This window comes from Nitrosomonas mobilis (assembly GCF_900103035.1).
In the GTDB taxonomy this organism is placed as follows: Bacteria; Pseudomonadota; Gammaproteobacteria; order Burkholderiales; family Nitrosomonadaceae; genus Nitrosomonas; species Nitrosomonas mobilis.
In genome coordinates, this window is sequence record NZ_FMWO01000048.1 from 1 (window position 1) to 20,444 (window position 20,444).

The following is a 20,444-nucleotide window of genomic DNA, read 5'->3' on the forward strand; positions in this document are numbered from 1 at the left end:
GTGTCGTCAGGATCGACTGCAACCGGATGCGTGACTTTGCCGAGCAACGGCAGATCATTGAGTGAATCACTATAAAACCAGCTTTGCAGAAATGACAGCCAGGTAAGATTTTGTTTGTCCAGCCATTGTTCCAGCCGTGTAATCTTGCCTTTCTGAAAACAAGGTACTCCAGCTACCCGGCCGGTAAACTGCCCGTCGATCTGTTCGGGTTCAGTCGCAATCAAATGTTCGATACCTAACGCCTGCGCAATCGGTGCCGTCACAAAACTGTTGGTCGCGGTAATGATGATGCATAAATTCCGTTCAGTCTGATGGCGGCTAACCAACTCACGCGCACCAGGTGTAATCAATGGCAGAATTTTTTCTGCAACAAACTGCCTGCGCCACTCATTCAATTGTTTGCGCGGATGACGTGCAAGTGGCTTAAGCTGAAAGTCCAGGAATTCGTGAATATCAAGCGTGCCATTTTTATATTGTTCATAAAATTCAATATTTTTTGCTGCATATACTTCCTGATCAAGCACTTTTTGTTCAATGAGAAATTGCGCCCATTGAAAATCGCTGTCTCCTGCGAGAAGCGTATTATCCAGATCAAATAAAGCCAGTTTCATGATATTGAATTTCCATTAGGTAGCGGGCAAAACGAGAAGGCCTTATGTCAATGCTTGAATGCGTACAGAAAGTTGCCGGAAATTTTTTGGATGCAACCTTATCACAAGGAATTGCTGCCGGCAAAATCTATGACCACACGTATTAGTCGATTTTAAAATATATTAAGGCACCTCTAAAGCGGTCATTCTGTTGGCTCAGGCGGCAGAAATGCTGCCAGATGCTATTAAGAGCGTTCTTTGTTAACCTGGAAAATAGACCGCCACAGATTGCCGCTACCGGTAAGGGACTGTGATTAACGGGACAAAATACCGTTCAAGAATAAATAGATAAAATGATGGCCCAACATAGTACGGGCACAAGCCCGTACTATGTCATTCTTGGAAGAATGTCTGTCGGCAAGTCCGACCACGATAGGGATAGGGCGCATGCTACTTTATGGCAAAGGGGAAACGGAGAAGGTAGGTATTTCTACTTGAAATGAATAAAATGCAATTGCTTTGCAGGGGTTTTCTGGATTTTGCTTGGCGGCGTGCAAGCATTACCGGACACTATGCTTAAAAGCACTGACTGCCCGATAATGCTTGGCCATCAGATTTAGTTCGAATAATTAACTAAATGAGCGACTTGTATCAAGTTTCACGAAAAATACATTGATAAAGCGATTAATGCGAACGCTACACCGATGATGACTGCGAAGTTGTAACCTAGATTTTTAAATGTTTCAGAATCTTCTCTTTCCAACATTTTCATAACTACCTCCACTATACTTAACAGTTGAGTGGGAATTATGATGCTAATCCGAGTTAATTTTTTTGATCTTGATCAAACAAATATCAATTAGTCTTGCTCAAAAATACTATTTATACAAGAAGCCTTATCAGCCAAGATTTGACCATCTGTCTTTCTTGTTTTGTACATTACCTGCGATTATCTGGTGCCAATAAACCGGCAATCAGCAAGCGTTCGATAGATGCTGCCTTTGGGCGTTTGCAGGGATTGCACCAGCGACAATCTGGCTGCCGTCCAGGCGATCTGGGTAGCCAATTCTGGTAAACTCCCTGCTGATTTGACGCGTCTGATGAGGGTAACGTGGGGTTTGAACGTATGCTGATCATATATGATGCTGACATCAGTCAGTATCTGTCGTAGATTCTGCGCAAGTGAAACCAATTGTGCCGGGTAATTTCGTGCTGTAGCAACCATGATTTTGCTGCGTTTCCAGAAACCCACCTCATCCAGCTGCAAGTTGAATGCCGGTTGTCTAAGCGTCGTGATCAAATCATGCAGCTTCGCTAGAGTAGCGGCATCCGTTCTGCCGATATAAACCAGTGTCAGATGAAGATTTTCAGCACAGATTGCCTTGCCACCGACCTTTACTACTAGCGATCTAGCGAGATGAGCGAGTTGCCGCCGTGCAGCGCCTTCCGGCCATAATGCGATAAAAATCCTGGCAGTGGGATCGTGCGAGGATATGGAAATGGTGATTATCCTTTTTCGGCAATCAGGCAGACAACCTCGGCGACAATACCTTCACCTCTGCCGATGAAGCCGAGTTTCTCTGCTGTTTTTGCCTTGATATTGATGGTGCTGGCTGGCAGATCAAGGTCCTGCGCGATATGTGCAATCATTTGTGGAATATGTGGTGCCATTTTCGGTGCCTGAGCGATGATGGTGGCATCAATATTGATGACGTGATACTGCTTTTGTGCAAGCAACCGCATCACTTCCCGCAGTAATTTGCGGCTGTCGATTCCTTTAAAGCGATCGTCGGTATCGGCAAAATGAGTGCCGATATCTCCCAGTGCTGCTGCTCCGAGTAGCGCATCGCAGAGCGCGTGTAACAGTACATCTGCATCGGAATGCCCCTGCAATCCTTTTTCAAAAGGAATGGTGACCCCGCCAATGATCAATGCGCGTCCAGTTACCAATGGATGTACATCAAATCCCTGACCGATTCTGATATGGTTCATGTCTTATTTTTCCTGTAGCACTAATGCTGCTAGCGCCATATCCTGAGGATAGGTCACTTTGAAATTGTAGGCGTCCCCCATCACAAGCCTGGGTAAACGTCCGGTGGCCTCGACCGCACTCGCATCATCGGTAATGCCCTCTGGTGCATTTTGCAATGCATTAAGTAATAGGGCAGCGCGAAACATCTGAGGCGTTTGTGCCTGCCATAACCTTTCGCGAGGCTCGGTACGTGCCACACGGTTATCACTGTTTGCACGCTTGAGTGTGTCCGCAAGCGGAATGGCGAGCAATCCGCCTACCTCATCCTCGGCCAGCTGATCGAGTAGCCGTTCGATTAGCGTAACACTCAATCCCGGCCGGGCAGCATCGTGCACCAGTATCCAGTCCTGATCATGGATGCTGCCAGATACCCGTAAGGACCGAAGGCCGTTGGTCACACTTTCGGCACGCGTGGCGCCACCACAGCGCATAACCATTAATTTATCATCAAAACGGGACCAGTCGTAGCGTTCCCAGTCAGCATCATCTGGCGCGAGTACCACACCTATTCTGGTAATGCGTACCGTATGATAGAGCGCATGCAACGCATGATAAATCATTGGTTTGCCGACTAAAGATAAATACTGTTTTGGGACTGCTTCACCAATGCGCGAGCCTGTGCCGGCGGCAGGTATCAACGCGATAAAATTAGCCATCTGCAAACCATATGTAACATTGGGTAGTTAAAATAGATCATCAGCATTTTGTTCATAGACAGGTGATTATATCCGACGAGGCTTGTCGCGTTGTCTTACAAAAGTGAACATTTCTTCGGGCGGATTATTACCACTTGATAAAGTTCAGCAGATTGCGCTTTAAGCTTGCTTTGTCATGGCAAAGCGCTACCATATAAACCAGTAGTCTTGCGAATCGGTCTATATCACTATTAATCAGCAAAGGGAGCAATCATGAAAACAGTCAAACAGCTGTTACACGAAAAAGGCGATACCATCCATACGATCGGGCCAGAAAATTCGGTATTCGATGCCATGCAGAAAATGGCTGCGAACAATATTGGCGCGCTGCTGGTCATGAAAAATGGTAAACCAGTGGGTATCATTACCGAACGTGATTTTTCCAGAAAGTCCTATTTATTGGACAAGCTGGTTAAAGACACTCAGGTCAAGGAAATCATGACCCATCAAGTTGCTTATGTCACACCAGACGAGACCAATGAAGACTGCATGGCACTGGTGACGGAAATGCGCATTCGCCACCTCCCCGTTCTGGAAGATGACAAGGTGATTGGCATCCTGTCAATTGGGGATCTGGTAAAAGACGCCATTTCGCAACATCAGTTCGTCATTGCGCAGCTGGAGCGGTACATCTACAGCACACCTGGTATCTGATTTCGCATCTAGATGGAAAACCTGCCCAACCAATCCGGGAAAAGCCTGCACATTAAACTGCGCAAGGGCTTGGATCTGCCGATTGAAGGTACGCCAGCGCAGCAAGTGGATGATGCACCTTCTGTTAGTCATATAGCTGTCATGGGAATCGATTTTGTCGATCTCAAACCTGACATGCGGGTGGTGGAAGGTGATCACGTTAGGCTTGGGCAGGCACTGTTCTCGCACAAGAAACTGCCGGATGTGATTTTTACGTCTCCCGGAGCGGGGAAAATCGAGGCGATTCATCGTGGCACACGGCGCAAACTGCTGTCAGTCGTCATCAGGCTTGACGAGCAGGAAGCAGAAGAAACGTTTGCGCAGTATACGCCAGAGGCGATCCGCACCCTGACTACTGACGAGGTCAAGGTTAATCTGCTGGCGTCCGGCCTATGGACAGCGCTACGGACGCGTCCGTTCAGCAAGCTGCCGGATCCGGCTACCCGTCCTGCTGCACTTTTCATCACGGCCATGGACAGTAATCCATTGACAGCCGACCCCGCATCCATTATTGCAGCTGAAGGTGCTGCCTTTGGTCATGGGTTACAAGTGCTCGCACGGCTGACGGATGGTCCGCTGTGGTTGTGTCATGATGTGCAGTTTACTCTGCCGCTTGCGGAATCGACACTATCGATTCCGTCATTACGGCTGGCAGCTTTCAGCGGCCCGCATCCGGCCGGACTGCCGGGTACCCATATTCATTTTCTGCACCCAGTCAATCTGAAAACGATCGTCTGGTATCTGAATTACCAGGATGTCATTGCCATTGGCAAGCTGTTTACGACTGGCCGATTGGCGGTTGACCGTATCGTGGCGCTGGGCGGGCCGCAGGTTGCACGACCCAGGCTGCTGCGTACCCGAGTGGGCGCATCGATCCGGGAGTTGCTTGCAGATGAGGATATCGATGACAACGAAAACCGTATTATTTCAGGGTCGGTCTGGTCCGGTCGTCATGCAGTTGATGAACTTGCTTATCTCGGTCGTCATCACCTGCAGGTCAGTATCATTCGCGAAACTCAACCCAGGGAATTTCTTGGCTGGCTGCGACCGGGAGGAAACAAGTTCTCCAGCATGAACGTGTTCCTGTCCAGTTTGCTGCGCAAACGGAAAGCCTTTGAGTTTTCCGCCAGCCAGCACGGCAGTCCACGGGCGATGATTCCGATCAATACCTTTGAGGAAGTGATGCCGCTCGACATTTTGCCGGCCCAACTTTTGCGGGCATTGCTGGTCGCAGATACCGACATGGCACAAAAACTCGGTTGTCTGGAGCTGGATGAAGAGGACCTGGCACTCTGCTCATTCGTTTGTGTCGGAAAGCACGACTATGGCGCCGTGTTACGCGACAATTTACGCCTGATCGAAAAAGAAGGATAACTTTCCATGCGTCGCCTGCTCGACAAAATCAAGCCACATTTCGATAAAGAGGGGCGTCTTGCCAACTATCACGCCCTCTACGAAATGGTCGACACTTTTTTGTACACTCCAGCGGATACCACTCGCTCTGCGCCGCATGTACGTGATGCAATTGATCTCAAGCGTCTGATGGGCTATGTAGTCGTTGCGTTGATTCCATGCATCCTATGGAGCTGGTATAACACCGGCTATCAGGCCAATCTAGCACTACAAGCATCCGGCATCACCCCACAGGGGTGGCGCAGCGACCTGTTGCTCTGGCTAGGCTTTGGTTTCGATCCGGACAATATTCCTGCCTGCTCATTACATGGCCTGCTTTATTTCCTGCCAATTTATCTGACGACACTTGCCGTTGGCGGGTGTTGGGAAGTATTGTTTGCGCTGGTACGCAAGCACGAAGTCAACGAGGGCTTTTTGGTCACCTCCATGCTGTTTGCATTGACGCTGCCGCCGGATATGCCGTTATGGATGGTTGCACTCGGTATCAGCTTTGGGGTGGTGATCGGTAAGGAAATTTTTGGTGGTACTGGCAAGAATTTTCTCAATCCGGCGCTGGTTGGACGAGCTTTTCTGTATTTCGCCTATCCGGTCGAAATATCGGGCGATTCAGTCTGGGTGGCTGTAGATGGCTACTCACGCGCCACTCCGCTGGGGTTGGGCGCATTGGGGGGGCTGGATGCGATTGGGGCTGATGATTACACCTGGTGGCACGCTTTCATTGGCCTGATTCCTGGCTCTCTCGGAGAAACCTCGACGCTTGCGTGCCTGCTGGGCGCGGTCTTTTTGATCTACACCAAGGTTGCCTCGTGGCGTATCATTTTGGGTGTATTCCTCGGCATGCTGCTGACAGTACAGCTCTTCAACATGCTGCCAGACAGTAATCCGATGATGGCCATGCCGTGGCACTGGCATCTGGTTCTCGGCGGCTTTGCTTTTGGTATGGTTTTCATGGCGACCGACCCGGTTTCGGCCGCCATGACCAATGCTGGCCGCTGGGTTTTTGGCCTATTGATTGGCTTCATGACAGTGTTGATCCGTGTCATGAACCCCGCCTTTCCCGAGGGGATCATGCTCGCCATTCTGTTTGCCAACATTTTCGCGCCGCTGATCGACTATGTCGTCATCCAGTTGAATATTCGTCGCCGGTTACAGCGCCATGATTGAATCCCCGCAGACAATGAATCATTCAGTCAGTAATCGCAAAATACTGGGCATCGCATTGGCAGTGTGTCTGGTTTGTTCGCTAATCGTGGCAACGGCCGCAGTTACTCTAAAACCGCTGCAGACCGCCAATCAGCTCGCAGCACGCCAGCGGGTACTGGTTGAACTTGCCGGATTGAATCTGCCTGATAGTTCCATTGAAGCGGCTTACCGGCAATTCGACGTTTATATGGTCGAGCTTGACAGCGGTGAGACCAGGCAGGGCCTCAGCGCTGAAAACTTTGACCTCAAGCAGGCGCTTAGAAAGGAAGAATGGTCGAGTCCTTTGGCACGTACCGATGATCCGGCCAATATCCGGCGCAAACCGAAATATTTGCCGGTCTATCAGCTCAGAAACCGGGATGGCTCATTGGGGACTCTAATTTTGCCGGTCTTTGGCTATGGGTTGTGGTCAACGCTGTATGGCTTTATCGCGTTGGATGGAGATTTGCGCACTGTAAAAGGTATTCGTTTTTATGAGCATGGTGAAACACCCGGACTGGGTGGGGAAGTCGACAATCTCGGTTGGCTTGCCCGCTGGCGCGGTAAAGTAGTATTCGATGACAACTGGCAACCGCGCATCGAACTCGTCAAAGGCAACGTCAGTGACGATATGCCCGATCATCAGTATAAAGTGGACGGTTTATCTGGCGCCACCATGACGACACGGGGGATCAATGACCTGTTGAAATACTGGTTGGGTGATACCGGTTTTGGACCCTACCTGCTTCGATTACGCCAACAGCACAGTAATAAAGGAGGAAATAATGAAACGAGTTAACAGCAAAATTCTGCTTGCGCCCATCGTGGATAATAATCCGATCATTTTACAGGTACTGGGTATCTGTTCGGCACTGGCCGTTACCACTAAATTATCCACCGCGTTGACCATGTGTATTGCGCTGACCTTGGTGCTGGCGTGCTCCAATACCCTGATCAGTCTGATCCGTCATCACATTCCGACCCATATCCGTATCATCGTGCAGATGACAATCATTTCTTCGCTGGTGATTGTCGTTGACCAGTTACTGCGGGCTTTTGCCTACGAAATTAGCCGTGAACTGTCGGTGTTCGTCGGATTGATTATCACCAACTGTATCGTCATGGGGCGAGCCGAAGCTTTTGCCATGAAGAATCCGCCTTGGCCAAGCTTTCTCGATGGACTGGGAAATGGGGCTGGATTCAGTGTGATACTCATTATTGTGGGAACGATACGTGAGCTGCTGGGCTCCGGCACATTGCTTGGCCATGTCATCCTGCCACTGACGCGAAATGGCGGCTGGTACGAGCCCAATGGGCTGATGTTGTTGCCTCCAAGCGCGTTTTTCCTGATTGGCCTCATTATCTGGGTAGTGCGTTCATGGAAACCAGCCCAGGTGGAAGCGCCGGAATTTCGTATCCAGCCTGCGCATAACCTGACCGAGGTCGGCCGATGAGCAGCCTTGCCAGTTTGTTCATTACTGCCGTCTTTGTTGAAAATCTTGCATTGGCTTTTTTTCTGGGCATGTGTACGTTTCTGGCTATTTCCAAGAAAATAGAAACAGCGTTCGGCTTAGGAGTTGCTGTTATCGTCGTACAAACATTGACGGTTCCAATCAACAATCTGATTTACCAGTATCTGTTGCGAGATGGTGCGCTTGTCTGGCTGGGGCTGTCTGACATTGATCTCTCTTTTCTGGGTTTTGTCAGCTATATCGGCGTCATTGCGGCGCTGGTACAGATCCTGGAAATGCTGCTTGACCGGTTTTTTCCTGCTCTCTATCACGCGCTGGGTATTTATCTGCCGCTGATTACCGTCAACTGTGCCATTCTCGGTGGATCGCTTTTCATGGTGGAGCGTGATTACAACTTTACCGAAAGTGTCACGTATGGCCTGGGTTCGGGCATAGGCTGGGCATTGGCGATTACAGCACTGGCCGGTATTCGTGAAAAACTGAAATATGCCGATGTGCCAGATGGATTGCAGGGGCTTGGGATCACATTCATCAGTGCTGGACTGATGGCAATGGGTTTCATGGCATTCTCCGGTATGCGTCTCTGATATAGATAGTACTGATCACTCGGGACCGCTACATGCTGGAAATATCGCTTGGTGTTTTTTTCTTCTCGGCCATCATTATCCTGCTGGTGTTGATCATTCTGAGCGCACGTGCCAGACTGATTCCGCAGGGCCGGATAAAAATCGAGATTAATAACGAGCGTACGATTGAAGCACCTAGCGGTGAAAAACTACTCGGTACGCTGGCGGCAGCTGAAATTTTTGTCAGCTCACCCTGTGGCGGCAGCGGTACTTGCGGCCAATGCCGCGTTCAGGTTTTTGAAGGGGGAGGGGTGATCCTGCCAACTGAAAAATCGCATATCAACAAACATGATGCGCAAGCTGGATATCGTCTGTCCTGTCAGGTGACCGTCAAGCAGGATTTAAAAATTGCAGTACCACATGAAGTATTTGGCGCGAGAAAAATCCAGTGCATCGTCCGTTCAAATCATAATGTTGCCACTTTTATTAAGGAACTGGTACTTGAGCTTCCTGACGATACGCCACTCGAGTTTCGGGCCGGAGGCTATATCCAGATTGAGTGCCCTGCACACAACATTAAATATCAGGATTTTGAGATTGAAGAACGTTTCCGGCAGGATTGGGATCGCTATGATTTATGGCGTTACACTTCACAATCAGACGAATCGGTGGTTCGCGCCTATTCAATGGCCAATTACCCGGAAGAGCGCGGTATCATCATGCTGAATGTACGAATCGCCACTCCACCGCCCAAGACCACTGATATTTCACCAGGGATTGTTTCGTCCTATATTTTTTCTCTCCGGCCTGGAGATCCGGTCACCATCATGGGCCCATTCGGTGATTTTTATGCGCGCGAAACGGATAATGAAATGATTTATGTCGGCGGCGGAGCGGGCATGGCACCCCTGCGTTCCCATATTTTCGACCAGTTGCGCCGACTCGGGTCACATCGCAAGATTTCCTACTGGTATGGCGCCCGCTCAAAAAACGAGATGTTCTATATCGAGGATTTTGAGCGGCTTGCCATGGAGCACGACAACTTTACATGGCATGTGGCCTTGTCCGATCCGTTGCCTGAAGATGATTGGCAGGGCGATACCGGCTTCATTCATCAGGTACTGTATGACAACTATCTGAAAAATCACCTTGCTCCAGAAGATTGTGAGTATTACCTTTGCGGCCCACCGATGATGAGTCAGGCCGTCATCCGCATGCTGATCGACCTTGGCGTGGAAACAGAAAACATTCTGTTTGACGATTTTGGGGGATGACCATGTCTGTCCTGCGAAAATACCTGGTTACCCATCGCAACCGTATCATTTTGCTACTGATCTTGGCTGTGACTGGCCTGCTGCTGGGTCGATTGCTGCTCACGCCATCACTACCGTTGATCCATCTGCAGGGCCAAACCATGGGTACCCAGTACAGCATCAAGCTCCGTCATTTTCATGGTGAGGAAATGGCCTTGATAATGCAGGAAAAAGTTGATTCCATTTTGGGTGGAATCAACCGCAGTATGTCTACCTATGACCCTGCATCAGAACTTTCCCGGTTTAATCAGCAGCAGACAACCGACTGGATTCTGGTTTCAGCCGAATTGTTGACGGTGCTGGATGCCGCGCTGGAAATCGGACAAAAAAGTGAAGGGGCATTCGATACTACAATAGGACCCTTGGTCAACTTATGGGGATTCGGCCCTGAATTTCGCAGTGACCAGATCCCAGGTGACGAGGAAATTAACCGCCTACGCAAGCAAACCGGTCAGGACAAATTACTGCTTGATCCCACCAACAGAACAATTCGCAAACTTTACCCCGACCTGACTATCGATCTATCGGCAATCGCCAAGGGATATGCTGTTGACCAGCTTGCCCAGTTTTTTATCTCTAGTGGAATTGAACATTTCATGATCGAAATCGGTGGTGAGATTCGTGCGCAAGGTAACAACGCACAAGGTTCAGCATGGCGTATTGGTATCGAAAAGCCTCAGCCATACGCTCAAGCGCTTTATAAAATTCTGAAGATTAATAATATCGCACTTGCCACTTCGGGAGATTATCGGAATTTTTTTGAGTTTGGTGGGAAACACTTAAGCCACCTGATTGATCCGGCCACTGGCTGGCCTATTGAGAACCGCCTGGTTTCTGTTACTGTGCTCGCAGAACAATGTATGTTGGCCGATGCCTGGGCAACGGCACTCGTCGTGCTGGGCCATAAACGTGGGTTGAAACTCGCCGAGAAAATGGGATTGCCAGTATTATTTCTGGTCAATCAGGGTGGCAATATTCAGGAATTTACCAGCAGCCACTATCCACTGAAAGAAAGAGGCAATAATATGCAGATTTTTATCGCTACCTTCCTGATCATGGGACTGGCGATTCTCGCTATGGCGATCGGTGTACTGAATAAACGCTCACCTTTAGCCGGCAGTTGCGGTGGACTCGGTCGCCTGGGACTCGGTTGCGACGCTGGCTGTACCCGATCTTGCGCCAACCAGAAACACTCAAAATAGCAATCCTTTCTCAAAAACCAGAATCTGTAATGATAAAAATCTTTTCATCAATTTCTAAATTGGATTAAAGGAGTCACTCTTATGTCTCAAGCCAATATCTATGAGCAATATATGCTGGAACTGATCAATGCTGAACGTGCAAAGACGGGCACTCAGCCACTTGCTTTCGATGGTGATCTGAATGAATCGGCTGAAAATCATAGCAGCTGGATGATCGCTACCGACACCTTTTCCCATACCGGTGCGGGTGGATCCAATCCTGGGCAGCGTATGACAACAGCAGGTTACGTGTTTACCGGCTCTTGGGCATGGGCTGAAAATATTGCCTGGATGAGCACGCGGACACCGGCTGGTTTTCAGGATGAAATGACACAATTACACAGTTTGCTGATGAATTCAGCTGGGCACAAATCCAATATCTTGAATGGCACTTTCCGTGAAGCCGGTATTGGTTTTGAAGCTGGGCAGTACGGAAATTACGAAGGTGCCTTTGTTACCCAGAATTTTGCGCGCACGGCGTCTAACGCATTTCTGACGGGTGTTGCGTTTGATGATCTTGATGGTGACAAGCATTATGATATCAATGAAGGGTTGAGTAACTTTACGGTCAATGCGAAAAACAATGCGACTGCTGCAATCACAACGACAAAAACAGGTCTGGCTGGCGGTTATGAAATGGAACTGGCTCCGGGGGGATATACCATCAGCTTTGCCAGCAACGGATTCAGCACAGCGTCGATGCAAGTCAACATTAGCAGCAAGAATATCAAACTTGATTTGATCGATCCGGCAACCAGCACGCCCTCATTTCCTTTTGGTACGATCATGGGGACAACAGGCGCAGACACCATCAATGGTACCGCTGAAAATAATGTCATTATAGGACTGACTGGCCGGGATATTATTCGGGGGAATGCCGGCAACGACAGAATCGAGGGTGGTGCAGGTGCCGACAAGCTTGCGGGTAACACAGGTACAGATATTCTGACAGGTGGGACGGGTAAAGATATTTTCGTTTTTGATGCATCCTTTATCGGAGCAATCGATATCATTACTGACTTCTCCCCAATTGACGACACCATTCAATTGGACAGAGCGATTTTTACCAGCTTGCCTAAAGGAAAGCTAAATGCTGCTGCTTTTCACATTGGTACAGCCGCACACGATACAACGGATCGCATCATCTACAATGCTCAAACAGGCGTGCTTTCGTATGATGCGGATGGAACCGGTGGAACAAGTACCCAGCAATTCGCCCAGCTAACCGGCGGTCTCGCGTTGACTCATACAGATTTTTATATATTCTAGGCAGATGGTCTGCTTGACATACCGCTTTTGTTTGCGGGCGTCTCTTTCAGGAATTGCCCGTATGCTTCGCCTATTCGTCATCCATAAAGCGTTCCTTATCTATCAGTTGCATATTGCATCAACATTTTTTATTTGCCTCTCTTCCTGTATCAACCTCTGATTTTTTGGAAGCGCCCTGTATAATCTTCGCTATGCTCCGCGTTTTTTAGATAACTGATTACTCCTTTCTTTTTACCCATTTCAGCATCATGATACATATGGAATTTACCTGTTTCCCTTTACAGTCTGAAGAGCCGAAATCAAGGCAAGGCCTAGTGGTGGTGATCCGGCATATCTTCACTTTTCTGTTATTTCTGATCATGATAACCCCTGCTGTCGCACAGCAACCGGAACTGACAGTAGCGGCCAGATCATATGTGCTGAGTGATTTCCATAGTGGTCAGCTGCTCGCCAGCCACAATCCCCATGAGCGGCTGGATCCTGCTTCACTGACCAAATTAATGACAGCTTATATCGTATTTTTTGCGTTGAAGCAGGAGCGGATCGCACTGGATCAGGTTGTGCCAGTATCCGAAAAATCCTGGCGTATGGAAGGTTCACGCATGTTTATTGAACCTAACAAGCCTGTTACCGTGAATGAGTTGATCCACGGTATGATTATCCAGTCAGGTAATGATGCGTGCGTTGCTCTGGCTGAACTCATCTCCGGAGGAGAAGATGTTTTTGTGCACTTGATGAATGAGCAGGCCAAACGTTTAGGAATGCACAATACACATTTTACCAATACTACTGGTCTGACCCACTCTGATCATTACAGTACAGCGTATGACCTGAATTTGCTGGCAACTGCAATCATTCGCGATTTTCCGCAATACTATCCACTATATTCACAGCGCGAATATACCTACAATGGCATTACCCAGCCGAACCGTAACCGTCTCTTGTGGCTCGATCCCAACGTGGATGGCGTAAAAACAGGCTGGACCAAGGCGGCCGGTTATTGCCTGATCACCTCTGCCAAGCGTGATGACCGGCGCTTGATTTCGGTGGTCATGGGAACCGCTTCACCAAATGCGCGCAGCACCGAAAGTCAGCGTTTGCTCAATTACGGGTTTCAATTTTTTGATACGGCGCGCCCTTATAAAAAATATCAGACTGCAGCTGATCTTCGTATCTGGAAAGGTGCACAAGATAAAATCAAGGCTGGATTTGACCGGGACATCAATTTTTCTCTTCCCAGAGGGCAGGCGGATAAGCTCAAGGCAAGAATGGAATACAAGCAACCCCTGGTTGCGCCAGTTGCCAGAGGGCAGCAAATTGGCCAGGTAAAATTTGTGCTTGATGGCCAGGAAATTGCTGTCTACCCATTAATTGCGCTTGAGAAGGTCGATGCCGCCAACTTTGCCGGGCGCGCGTGGGATAATCTGAAAATGTTGCTTAACTGACGAGCGAATACCAGCATGATTTATCTTAATGGCAAATTTCTTCCAATCGAACAGGCCTATATTCCGGTACTGGACAGAGGATTCATTTTTGGCGATGGCGTATACGAGGTCATTCCGGTTTATTCGTGTCTGCCATTCCGTCTCGACGAACATCTGGCACGTCTGCAGCATAGTCTGGATGGTATTCGCCTGGCTAACCCCTACACCGTATCGCACTGGCGCAGCCTGATCGAATCTCTCGTTGCACAAAATGAGGGGGGAGACCAGTATCTTTATCTACACATAACCCGTGGCACCGCCAGGCGGGATCATGCCTTTCCTGCCGGGGTAGAGCCGACCGTTTTCATGATGAGTACTCCGTTAGCCATTCCCGGCCAGGAATTGCTGACTACTGGTGTGGCTGCGATCACTGCGCAGGACAATCGTTGGGGCCGATGTGACATCAAGGCAATTTCTCTGCTGCCAAACGTACTGTTGCGTCAGCTGGCAGTAGATGCGTGCACCATGGAAACCATTCTGCTGCGTGACGGATTACTGACCGAAGGTGCGGCCAGCAATATTTTTATCGTCAGGAATGATGTACTGTTGGCTCCCCCCAAAGATCATCGTATGTTACCGGGTATTACCTATGATCTGATTCTGGAGCTAGCTGCAGCGAATGCGATAACTCATGAAATCCGCGATATTTCCGAATATGAATTGCGCACTGCAAAAGAAATCATGCTGACATCCTCGACCAAGGAAATTCTGCCTATTGTTCGATTGGATGGACAGCCCGTTGGCAGTGCGCTTCCAGGAGCAGTTTTCCGGCAATTAAACGAGCTTTATCAGAATTATAAAGCAACCGTCATGCGTGGCAAGTGAGCTTTTTATCCTGATTTTTATCGACTATGACAGAGCAAACCTCCCTGATTCAGTATCCATGTGATTTCCCAATCAAGATCATGGGTAAGGCACAACCGGGTTTTACGCAGGCCATGCTGGTAATTGTTAAAACGCACGCTCCCGATTTTAATGAGACTACCCTGGAAGCCAGGGCCAGCAAAAACGGTGCCTATTTGAGCCTGACCTGCACGATACGGGCACAATCCCGCACGCAACTCGACTCACTCTATCAGTCGCTACACGACCATCCAATGGTGTCCATGCTGTTATAGATGCTTTCATCGTGCCCAGTATCCTTCAGGCAGCAACCCATCCATTGACCTGTAACGTACCGCCAGTGATCATTCGGCAACTGGGACTAGTGGATTACGCTGATACTTGGCGAGCAATGCGTGATTTCACGCAGCAACGCACTTGTGAGACAGCTGATGAAATCTGGTTGCTGCAACATCCACCAGTTTATACGCAGGGAATAGCAGGCAAGGCCGAGCATTTGCTGACACCCGGCAATATTTCGGTAATCCGGACCGATCGCGGCGGCCAGATCACCTACCATGGTCCTGGGCAACTCATTGCCTATCTGTTGCTTGACTTGCGCCGCTGGCAACTGGGCGTCAGAGAACTGGTCAGAAAAATGGAGAATAGCGTGATCAATCTGCTGCAAGGTTATATGATTCACGCAAAAAGCCGGATGGACGCGCCTGGAGTATATGTAAATGATGCCAAAATCGCTTCGCTTGGCTTAAGAATTCGGCGTGGCGCCTGTTATCATGGTATCGCATTGAACGTGGCAATGGATCTATCACCTTTTGCCGCCATTAACCCATGTGGTTTTCCGGGACTGCGCATCACCCAGACGAGCGAGCTTGGCATTGCTGATTCCATTGACAAGCTGGAGGAAAAGCTAGTGGAAAATTTTCTGATGCAATTGAATGTGTTACCAACCAGGAGAAAAAACTTACATGACAGCTGAATCCCATCAACGTGGCGCAGCTAAAACCGCGCGTAACCCCGTCAAAATTGAGCCCCAACAGACCGATCAGCTGCTGCGCAAGCCTTCCTGGATAAGGGTGCGCTCATCTAACAGTCAGAAATACCATGAAGTCAAACGTCTGATTCGCGAAAACCGCCTGCATACAGTATGCGAAGAAGCATCCTGTCCCAATATTGGGGAATGTTTTGGCAACGGCACTGCTACGTTCATGATACTGGGTGATCTCTGCACCCGTCGTTGCCCTTTCTGCGATGTTGCTCACGGCCGCCCGCAGGCCCCCGATCCTGAAGAACCGATGCACCTCGCATGTTCGATCGCCATTCTCAAACTGAATTACGTCGTGATCACCAGTGTGGATCGTGATGATTTGCGCGATGGCGGTGCGCAGCATTTCGCAGACTGTATTCAAGCGATACGTAAACAATCTCCTCATACCCGTATTGAAATCCTGGTTCCTGATTTCCGTGGTCGTCTCGATGCCGCATTGGAAAAGCTGGCCGCTGGTTTGCCGGATGTCATGAATCACAATCTCGAAACCGTTCCCCGCCTATACAAACAATGTCGCCCGGGCGCAGATTATGCCCACTCACTGACGCTCCTCAAACAATTCAAACAGGCACATCCGCATATTCCGACCAAATCCGGGCTGATGCTTGGGCTGGGAGAAAGTGACGAGGAAATCATTGAAGTCATGCGCGACCTACGCGAACATCAAGTGGATATGTTGACTATCGGTCAATATCTACAGCCCAGTACCGGCCACCACCCGGTTGCGCGCTATGTTTCACCGGAAGATTTCAAGACTTTCGAGCGCATCGCCCGTAACTTCGGCTTCAGCCACGCCGCTTGCGGACCCATGGTGCGTTCCAGCTACCATGCCGATGAGCAGGCGCATCTGGCTGGATTATCTGAAATCTGACTGGTTGCACGGAATATGACCAGGGATGCATCGATTTTGTACTTTCTGCGCATAACTATCATGCTTAAATGAAGTAGTACCTTGCATAGCTTGGACCGACATTTCTGGGATCGAGAGCAACTAAACAACTACCGGCTAAAGCCGGTGGTTGTTTAGTTCGGGACGCCACACATCCGCAGAACAAACCAGTCGTTGGATATGGATGGATCAAACGTGGTCGGATCATGAAATCCCCAGCAACACAGGCCGGCAGCGCATCAACATCAACAGCGCCATCGATTGTCCGGGGGCTGTGCTCAATCGTTCGTTATGACGACACGATTAATACGCAATCCACGACGTTCGAGTGCCGAAATTTGAAGTGTAGTGAGTATAGATGGAATTGGAGGTGCTTCTAAAAAATATGCTTCAGAAAATCAGACAAAATGTAAATCAGTTGGGATTGGCTAATACATTGCTGTATTTATTTAATAAATCGCTCTACAGAATAAGCTTTAAGAAAATAAAGCTTCATAAATATTACATAACTCGACAACCTGTTTCAAAAGAAAAGCTTGTACCTTTTAATAAAGCGCTTGATATTGAGATAAATCAGATTGAGGTGAATGATTCGTTACTCCTGCATATGGATAGGCCACTTGGCAATTTGCAGGCGCGTTTCAGGCAAGGAGGGCATTGTTTTGCTGCAATAAAGAAAGGGAAGTTTGCCGGTAATTTATGGTTAAATTTTGACCAGTATCAAGAGGATGAAGTTAGATGCACATACTCGTTGCTACCTCATGGTCAGGCAGCGTGGGATTATGATGTGTTTGTGGTTCCTCAGTTTCGATTGACGTACACTTTTGCGAAGCTATGGGATGTCGTCAATGCTGCAATGCATCAGCGCGGCATTCTGTATGTGTATAGCAGAATCAATTTTTACAACATTTCCTCGCTCCAGGCGCATGAAAGGCTTGGCAGCAAAATAATAGGCTCACTGGTATTCGTTACAATAGGTAACTATCAATTATCCTTCAGTGTTCACTTCAGGCCATATGTGACCATAAGTACAAATCGGAATGTATTTCCAACGCTTTTTATTAAATAGCCTCCTGAATCGGAGAGATGAATCGCCACATTTTTTCCGGCAACTTTTTAGCCTGAGTCAGGCTGCATCAGCTGACTTCCCCAGTTGGCGGTAATATACCATTTCAAATTCAGCTGATGGGTTTTTCCAATCGGTTCCAGTAACCGGCGATTGTTGAACCAGTCAACCCACTCTGCAAGGTAGCAAATTGCACTTCATCAATTTTGCGCTAGGGACCGATGTAGAGAGACTTCTATCTTGTGTAATCCATTAATCGCTTCAGCCAAACACATTGTTCATAAGAATTACCGATACTGCCAACTGAAGCTTCAATATTAGCTTCTGTCTGGCGTTCCGTGTTGCGAATTGTACATCTATCGCCACAGATATCCGTTAGCAAAAATCACTGATAAATTTTACCTGCTTGCTATTTTCCACAGGCAGGACACAGAGGATCTCTGGTTAAATTGAGCGAGTTTATTCGCATGGTTAGTCCATTAATCAGTAGCAATCGGCCATTGAGTGTTTCACCAATATCCAGCAACACTTTGATCGTTTCCGCTGCCTGCATGCAGCCAATAATGCCGACAAGCGGAGAAAATACACCCATAATCGCACAATTGGGATCATCACTATCACCGGTTATTGGAAACAAGCAGTGGTAGCAAGGGCTTGTTGTATCACGTAAATCAAATAGTGCAATTTGTCCGTCAAAGCGAACTACTGCACCAGATATCAATGGTTTCTGATATTTGAGACAGATCTGGTTGATGATGTGGCGTGTTGCAAAATTATCACTGGCATCGACTACTGCATCAACTGCTGCCAGATGTTGATCAAGTAGTGCTTCGGTAGCATACTCGGCAAGTGGAATAATTTGGATGTCCGGGTTGATGCGTTGCAAGGTTTTTTTTGCGGATTCAGCCTTGAGTTTACCGATCGCAGCTGCGTCGTAAAGGATCTGTCGCTGCAGGTTGGTCAGATCTACTTTGTCGTGGTCACAAATCAGCAGCTCGCCAACTCCGCTGGCGGCTAGATAGAGTGCAGCGGGTGAGCCCAGCCCGCCTGCTCCAATGACTAAAACTCTGGATCGCGCCAGTTTTTCCTGACCGGTAATATCTATTTCGGGTAATAACAGATGTCGGCTATAACGCAAAAGCTGTTGATCATTCACGTTATAACCGGCGTAAAGAAGAGCGCGCTTATTCTTATAACTTAGAGGTTTTCTGTTGTGGTGAGCGCACCATTAATTTTAAATGTGCGACCGCTTTGGTTAATAATGCGTCATCACTGGAGCCAAACTCGGTAGGTTCGTTTTTATCTTTATCCTTGTTTTTAGCATTTTTGATCTTTTTGGACGACGTGTCATTTTTTTTGGCAGTTGCTTTTTCATTGGCGGCTGTGCCGAGACCATTACTTAAATGGCGATTGAGGTCAGCTTCACGCAGCAAGCGAGGATTATCGCCAGCTTCATCGTCGAGAATATCCGGTGTAATGCCTTTTGCCTGAATTGACTGGCCATTAGGCGTATAGTAACGGGCGGTAGTGAGTTTGATCGCGGTGCTGTTACTTAATGGCAAAATGGTTTGTACCGAGCCCTTACCAAAGGTTTGCGAACCCATTACAATGGAACGCTTGTGATCCTGCAGTGCGCCTGCCACAATTTCTGAAGCCGAAGCAGAACCGCCATTCACCAGTGTGATCATCGGCAAAGTTTTGATATTTTCTGGCAGAGTAGCGAGAAAATCCTTACCTGATCTGCGCAGATAAAATTCCGGACTGGCAAGTAGCTTCATTTTTGCATCTTCGGTACGGCCATCGGTATAAACAACCAGAGCATTGCGCGGCAGAAATGCTGCTGATACTGCAACTGCACTGTTCAATAACCCGCCGGGGTCGTTACGTAAGTCGAGTATTAGCCCTTTCATCGGTACTTTACTTTCGCTGTAAAGTTTATTAATCGCCTCAGCAAGATTTTTTCCGGTACGTTCCTGAAACTGGGTGATCCGGATATAGGCATATCCTGGTTCAATCAGTTTCGATTTGACACTCTCGATTTTGATGATTGCACGCACTAAGTTGAATGTCAAAGGTTCGGTTTCACCTTCGCGGGCAATTGTCAGTTCAACTTCACTATTTGGTTTGCCTCTCATTTTTTTGATGGCATCATTGAGTGTCATCCCCTTGACAGCGGTATCGTCAATTTTGATAATCAAGTCACCCGCCTTGACGCCAGCAAAAAAAGCAGGTGTATCTTCAATCGGTGAAATTACCTTGACAAGTCCATCTTCCATAGTGACCTGGATACCTAGCCCGCCAAATTCACCTTGTGTGCCAATTTGAAGCTCTTTGTATTCTTCGGCATCCAGAAAGGCCGAATGTGGATCCAGACCAACCAGCATGCCATTTATTGCTTCAGTAATAAGTTTTTTGTCTTCGACAGGCTCTACATAGTCGCTTTTGATCCGACCAAAAACCTGGGAAAAAGCCCTCAATTCCTCAATAGGAAGGGACTGCAGTGTATGATCAGTTTGTTTGTCGGCAATGGCTGAAAAATTGAGACTAACCAGGATACCGGCAATAATTCCAATAAGAATCAATCCGGTTTTCGTTGCGAAATTGCGCATTATATTAAGCTCCACGCTTGTTTGTTTGGTAAAAATACCAGA

Annotated in this window: 21 protein-coding genes and 1 pseudogene; 15 read left to right on the top strand and 7 right to left on the bottom strand. The window is 48.3% G+C overall.

Features of this window, described 5'->3' with window-relative positions; genetic code table 11:
- From NSMM_RS06715 to ispD, 4 genes are all read right to left on the bottom strand, one after another.
- On the bottom strand, nt 1-611 hold a 611-nt coding region (locus tag NSMM_RS06715; RefSeq protein WP_090286300.1), incomplete at its 3' end, for a histidinol-phosphatase.
- A gap of 928 nt (nt 612-1,539) precedes the next feature.
- Nucleotides 1,540-2,121, bottom strand: a complete 582-nt coding sequence (gene thpR / locus NSMM_RS06720; RefSeq protein WP_090285914.1) for an RNA 2',3'-cyclic phosphodiesterase — start codon at nt 2,119-2,121, stop codon at nt 1,540-1,542.
- Nucleotides 2,097-2,582, bottom strand: a complete 486-nt coding sequence (ispF, locus tag NSMM_RS06725; protein ID WP_090285916.1) for a 2-C-methyl-D-erythritol 2,4-cyclodiphosphate synthase — start codon at nt 2,580-2,582, stop codon at nt 2,097-2,099. The genes thpR and ispF overlap by 25 nt, the downstream gene beginning before the upstream one ends.
- A 3-nt stretch (nt 2,583-2,585) precedes the next feature.
- On the bottom strand, nt 2,586-3,278 hold the full coding sequence (gene ispD, locus NSMM_RS06730) for a 2-C-methyl-D-erythritol 4-phosphate cytidylyltransferase (RefSeq protein WP_090285918.1): 693 nt from the start codon (nt 3,276-3,278) through the stop codon (nt 2,586-2,588).
- A 252-nt stretch (nt 3,279-3,530) separates the two neighbouring features.
- Between ispD and NSMM_RS06735 the strand changes: the two genes are divergently transcribed.
- From NSMM_RS06735 to NSMM_RS06805, 15 genes are all read left to right on the top strand, one after another.
- The gene (locus NSMM_RS06735; RefSeq protein ID WP_090285920.1) at nt 3,531-3,971 is read left to right on the top strand and encodes a CBS domain-containing protein; all 441 of its coding nucleotides are present in this window, start codon (nt 3,531-3,533) and stop codon (nt 3,969-3,971) included.
- A gap of 12 nt (nt 3,972-3,983) precedes the next feature.
- Nucleotides 3,984-5,384, top strand: a complete 1,401-nt coding sequence (locus NSMM_RS06740; RefSeq protein ID WP_245654714.1) for a Na(+)-translocating NADH-quinone reductase subunit A — start codon at nt 3,984-3,986, stop codon at nt 5,382-5,384.
- A gap of 6 nt (nt 5,385-5,390) precedes the next feature.
- Nucleotides 5,391-6,587 carry an NADH:ubiquinone reductase (Na(+)-transporting) subunit B gene (locus NSMM_RS06745; protein ID WP_090285922.1) on the top strand — a complete coding sequence of 399 codons (1,197 nt, stop codon included), beginning with the start codon at nt 5,391-5,393 and terminating at the stop codon, nt 6,585-6,587.
- Nucleotides 6,580-7,404: a Na(+)-translocating NADH-quinone reductase subunit C gene (locus tag NSMM_RS06750; protein WP_245654715.1), complete on the top strand. Its 825-nt coding sequence runs from the start codon at nt 6,580-6,582 to the stop codon at nt 7,402-7,404. Before NSMM_RS06745 ends, NSMM_RS06750 begins: the two co-directional genes overlap by 8 nt.
- The gene (locus tag NSMM_RS06755; protein ID WP_090285923.1) at nt 7,391-8,059 is read left to right on the top strand and encodes an NADH:ubiquinone reductase (Na(+)-transporting) subunit D; all 669 of its coding nucleotides are present in this window, start codon (nt 7,391-7,393) and stop codon (nt 8,057-8,059) included. The genes NSMM_RS06750 and NSMM_RS06755 overlap by 14 nt, the downstream gene beginning before the upstream one ends.
- On the top strand, nt 8,056-8,664 hold the full coding sequence (nqrE, locus tag NSMM_RS06760) for an NADH:ubiquinone reductase (Na(+)-transporting) subunit E (RefSeq protein WP_090285925.1): 609 nt from the start codon (nt 8,056-8,058) through the stop codon (nt 8,662-8,664). Before NSMM_RS06755 ends, nqrE begins: the two co-directional genes overlap by 4 nt.
- 32 nt (nt 8,665-8,696) lie before the next feature.
- On the top strand, nt 8,697-9,917 hold the full coding sequence (gene nqrF / locus NSMM_RS06765; protein ID WP_090285927.1) for an NADH:ubiquinone reductase (Na(+)-transporting) subunit F: 1,221 nt from the start codon (nt 8,697-8,699) through the stop codon (nt 9,915-9,917).
- A 2-nt stretch (nt 9,918-9,919) separates the two neighbouring features.
- Nucleotides 9,920-11,158 carry an FAD:protein FMN transferase gene (locus tag NSMM_RS06770; protein ID WP_176753882.1) on the top strand — a complete coding sequence of 413 codons (1,239 nt, stop codon included), beginning with the start codon at nt 9,920-9,922 and terminating at the stop codon, nt 11,156-11,158.
- A gap of 81 nt (nt 11,159-11,239) precedes the next feature.
- Nucleotides 11,240-12,466: a CAP domain-containing protein gene (locus tag NSMM_RS06775; protein ID WP_090285931.1), complete on the top strand. Its 1,227-nt coding sequence runs from the start codon at nt 11,240-11,242 to the stop codon at nt 12,464-12,466.
- A 359-nt stretch (nt 12,467-12,825) separates the two neighbouring features.
- Nucleotides 12,826-13,911 carry a D-alanyl-D-alanine carboxypeptidase family protein gene (locus NSMM_RS06780; RefSeq protein WP_090286306.1) on the top strand — a complete coding sequence of 362 codons (1,086 nt, stop codon included), beginning with the start codon at nt 12,826-12,828 and terminating at the stop codon, nt 13,909-13,911.
- Nucleotides 13,912-13,926: 15 nt separating this feature from the next.
- Nucleotides 13,927-14,775 (top strand): D-amino acid aminotransferase, encoded by an 849-nt coding sequence (locus tag NSMM_RS06785; protein WP_090285933.1) that lies wholly within the window; start codon nt 13,927-13,929, stop codon nt 14,773-14,775.
- A gap of 26 nt (nt 14,776-14,801) precedes the next feature.
- The gene (locus NSMM_RS06790) at nt 14,802-15,068 is read left to right on the top strand and encodes an HP0495 family protein (protein WP_090285935.1); all 267 of its coding nucleotides are present in this window, start codon (nt 14,802-14,804) and stop codon (nt 15,066-15,068) included.
- An 11-nt stretch (nt 15,069-15,079) separates the two neighbouring features.
- Complete coding sequence (gene lipB / locus NSMM_RS06795) at nt 15,080-15,769, top strand: lipoyl(octanoyl) transferase LipB (protein ID WP_425412356.1); 690 nt, start codon at nt 15,080-15,082, stop codon at nt 15,767-15,769.
- On the top strand, nt 15,759-16,709 hold the full coding sequence (lipA, locus tag NSMM_RS06800) for a lipoyl synthase (protein ID WP_090285938.1): 951 nt from the start codon (nt 15,759-15,761) through the stop codon (nt 16,707-16,709). The genes lipB and lipA overlap by 11 nt, the downstream gene beginning before the upstream one ends.
- Nucleotides 16,710-17,085: 376 nt before the next feature.
- Complete coding sequence (locus tag NSMM_RS06805; protein ID WP_090285940.1) at nt 17,086-17,796, top strand: hypothetical protein; 711 nt, start codon at nt 17,086-17,088, stop codon at nt 17,794-17,796.
- Nucleotides 17,797-17,853: 57 nt separating this feature from the next.
- Here NSMM_RS06805 and NSMM_RS17030 read toward each other — a convergent pair.
- The 3 genes and pseudogenes from NSMM_RS17030 to NSMM_RS06815 all read right to left on the bottom strand — a co-directional run.
- Nucleotides 17,854-18,145 (bottom strand): annotated as a pseudogene (locus tag NSMM_RS17030) (IS3 family transposase); the annotation flags it as partial.
- Nucleotides 18,146-18,202: 57 nt separating this feature from the next.
- Nucleotides 18,203-18,949, bottom strand: coding sequence for a HesA/MoeB/ThiF family protein (locus NSMM_RS06810; RefSeq protein ID WP_090285941.1), 747 nt, complete (start codon nt 18,947-18,949; stop codon nt 18,203-18,205).
- A 34-nt stretch (nt 18,950-18,983) separates the two neighbouring features.
- Entirely contained in the window at nt 18,984-20,402 is a 1,419-nt protein-coding gene (locus NSMM_RS06815) for a S41 family peptidase (protein ID WP_090285943.1), read from the bottom strand.
- Between the last annotated feature and the right edge of the window lie 42 nt (nt 20,403-20,444).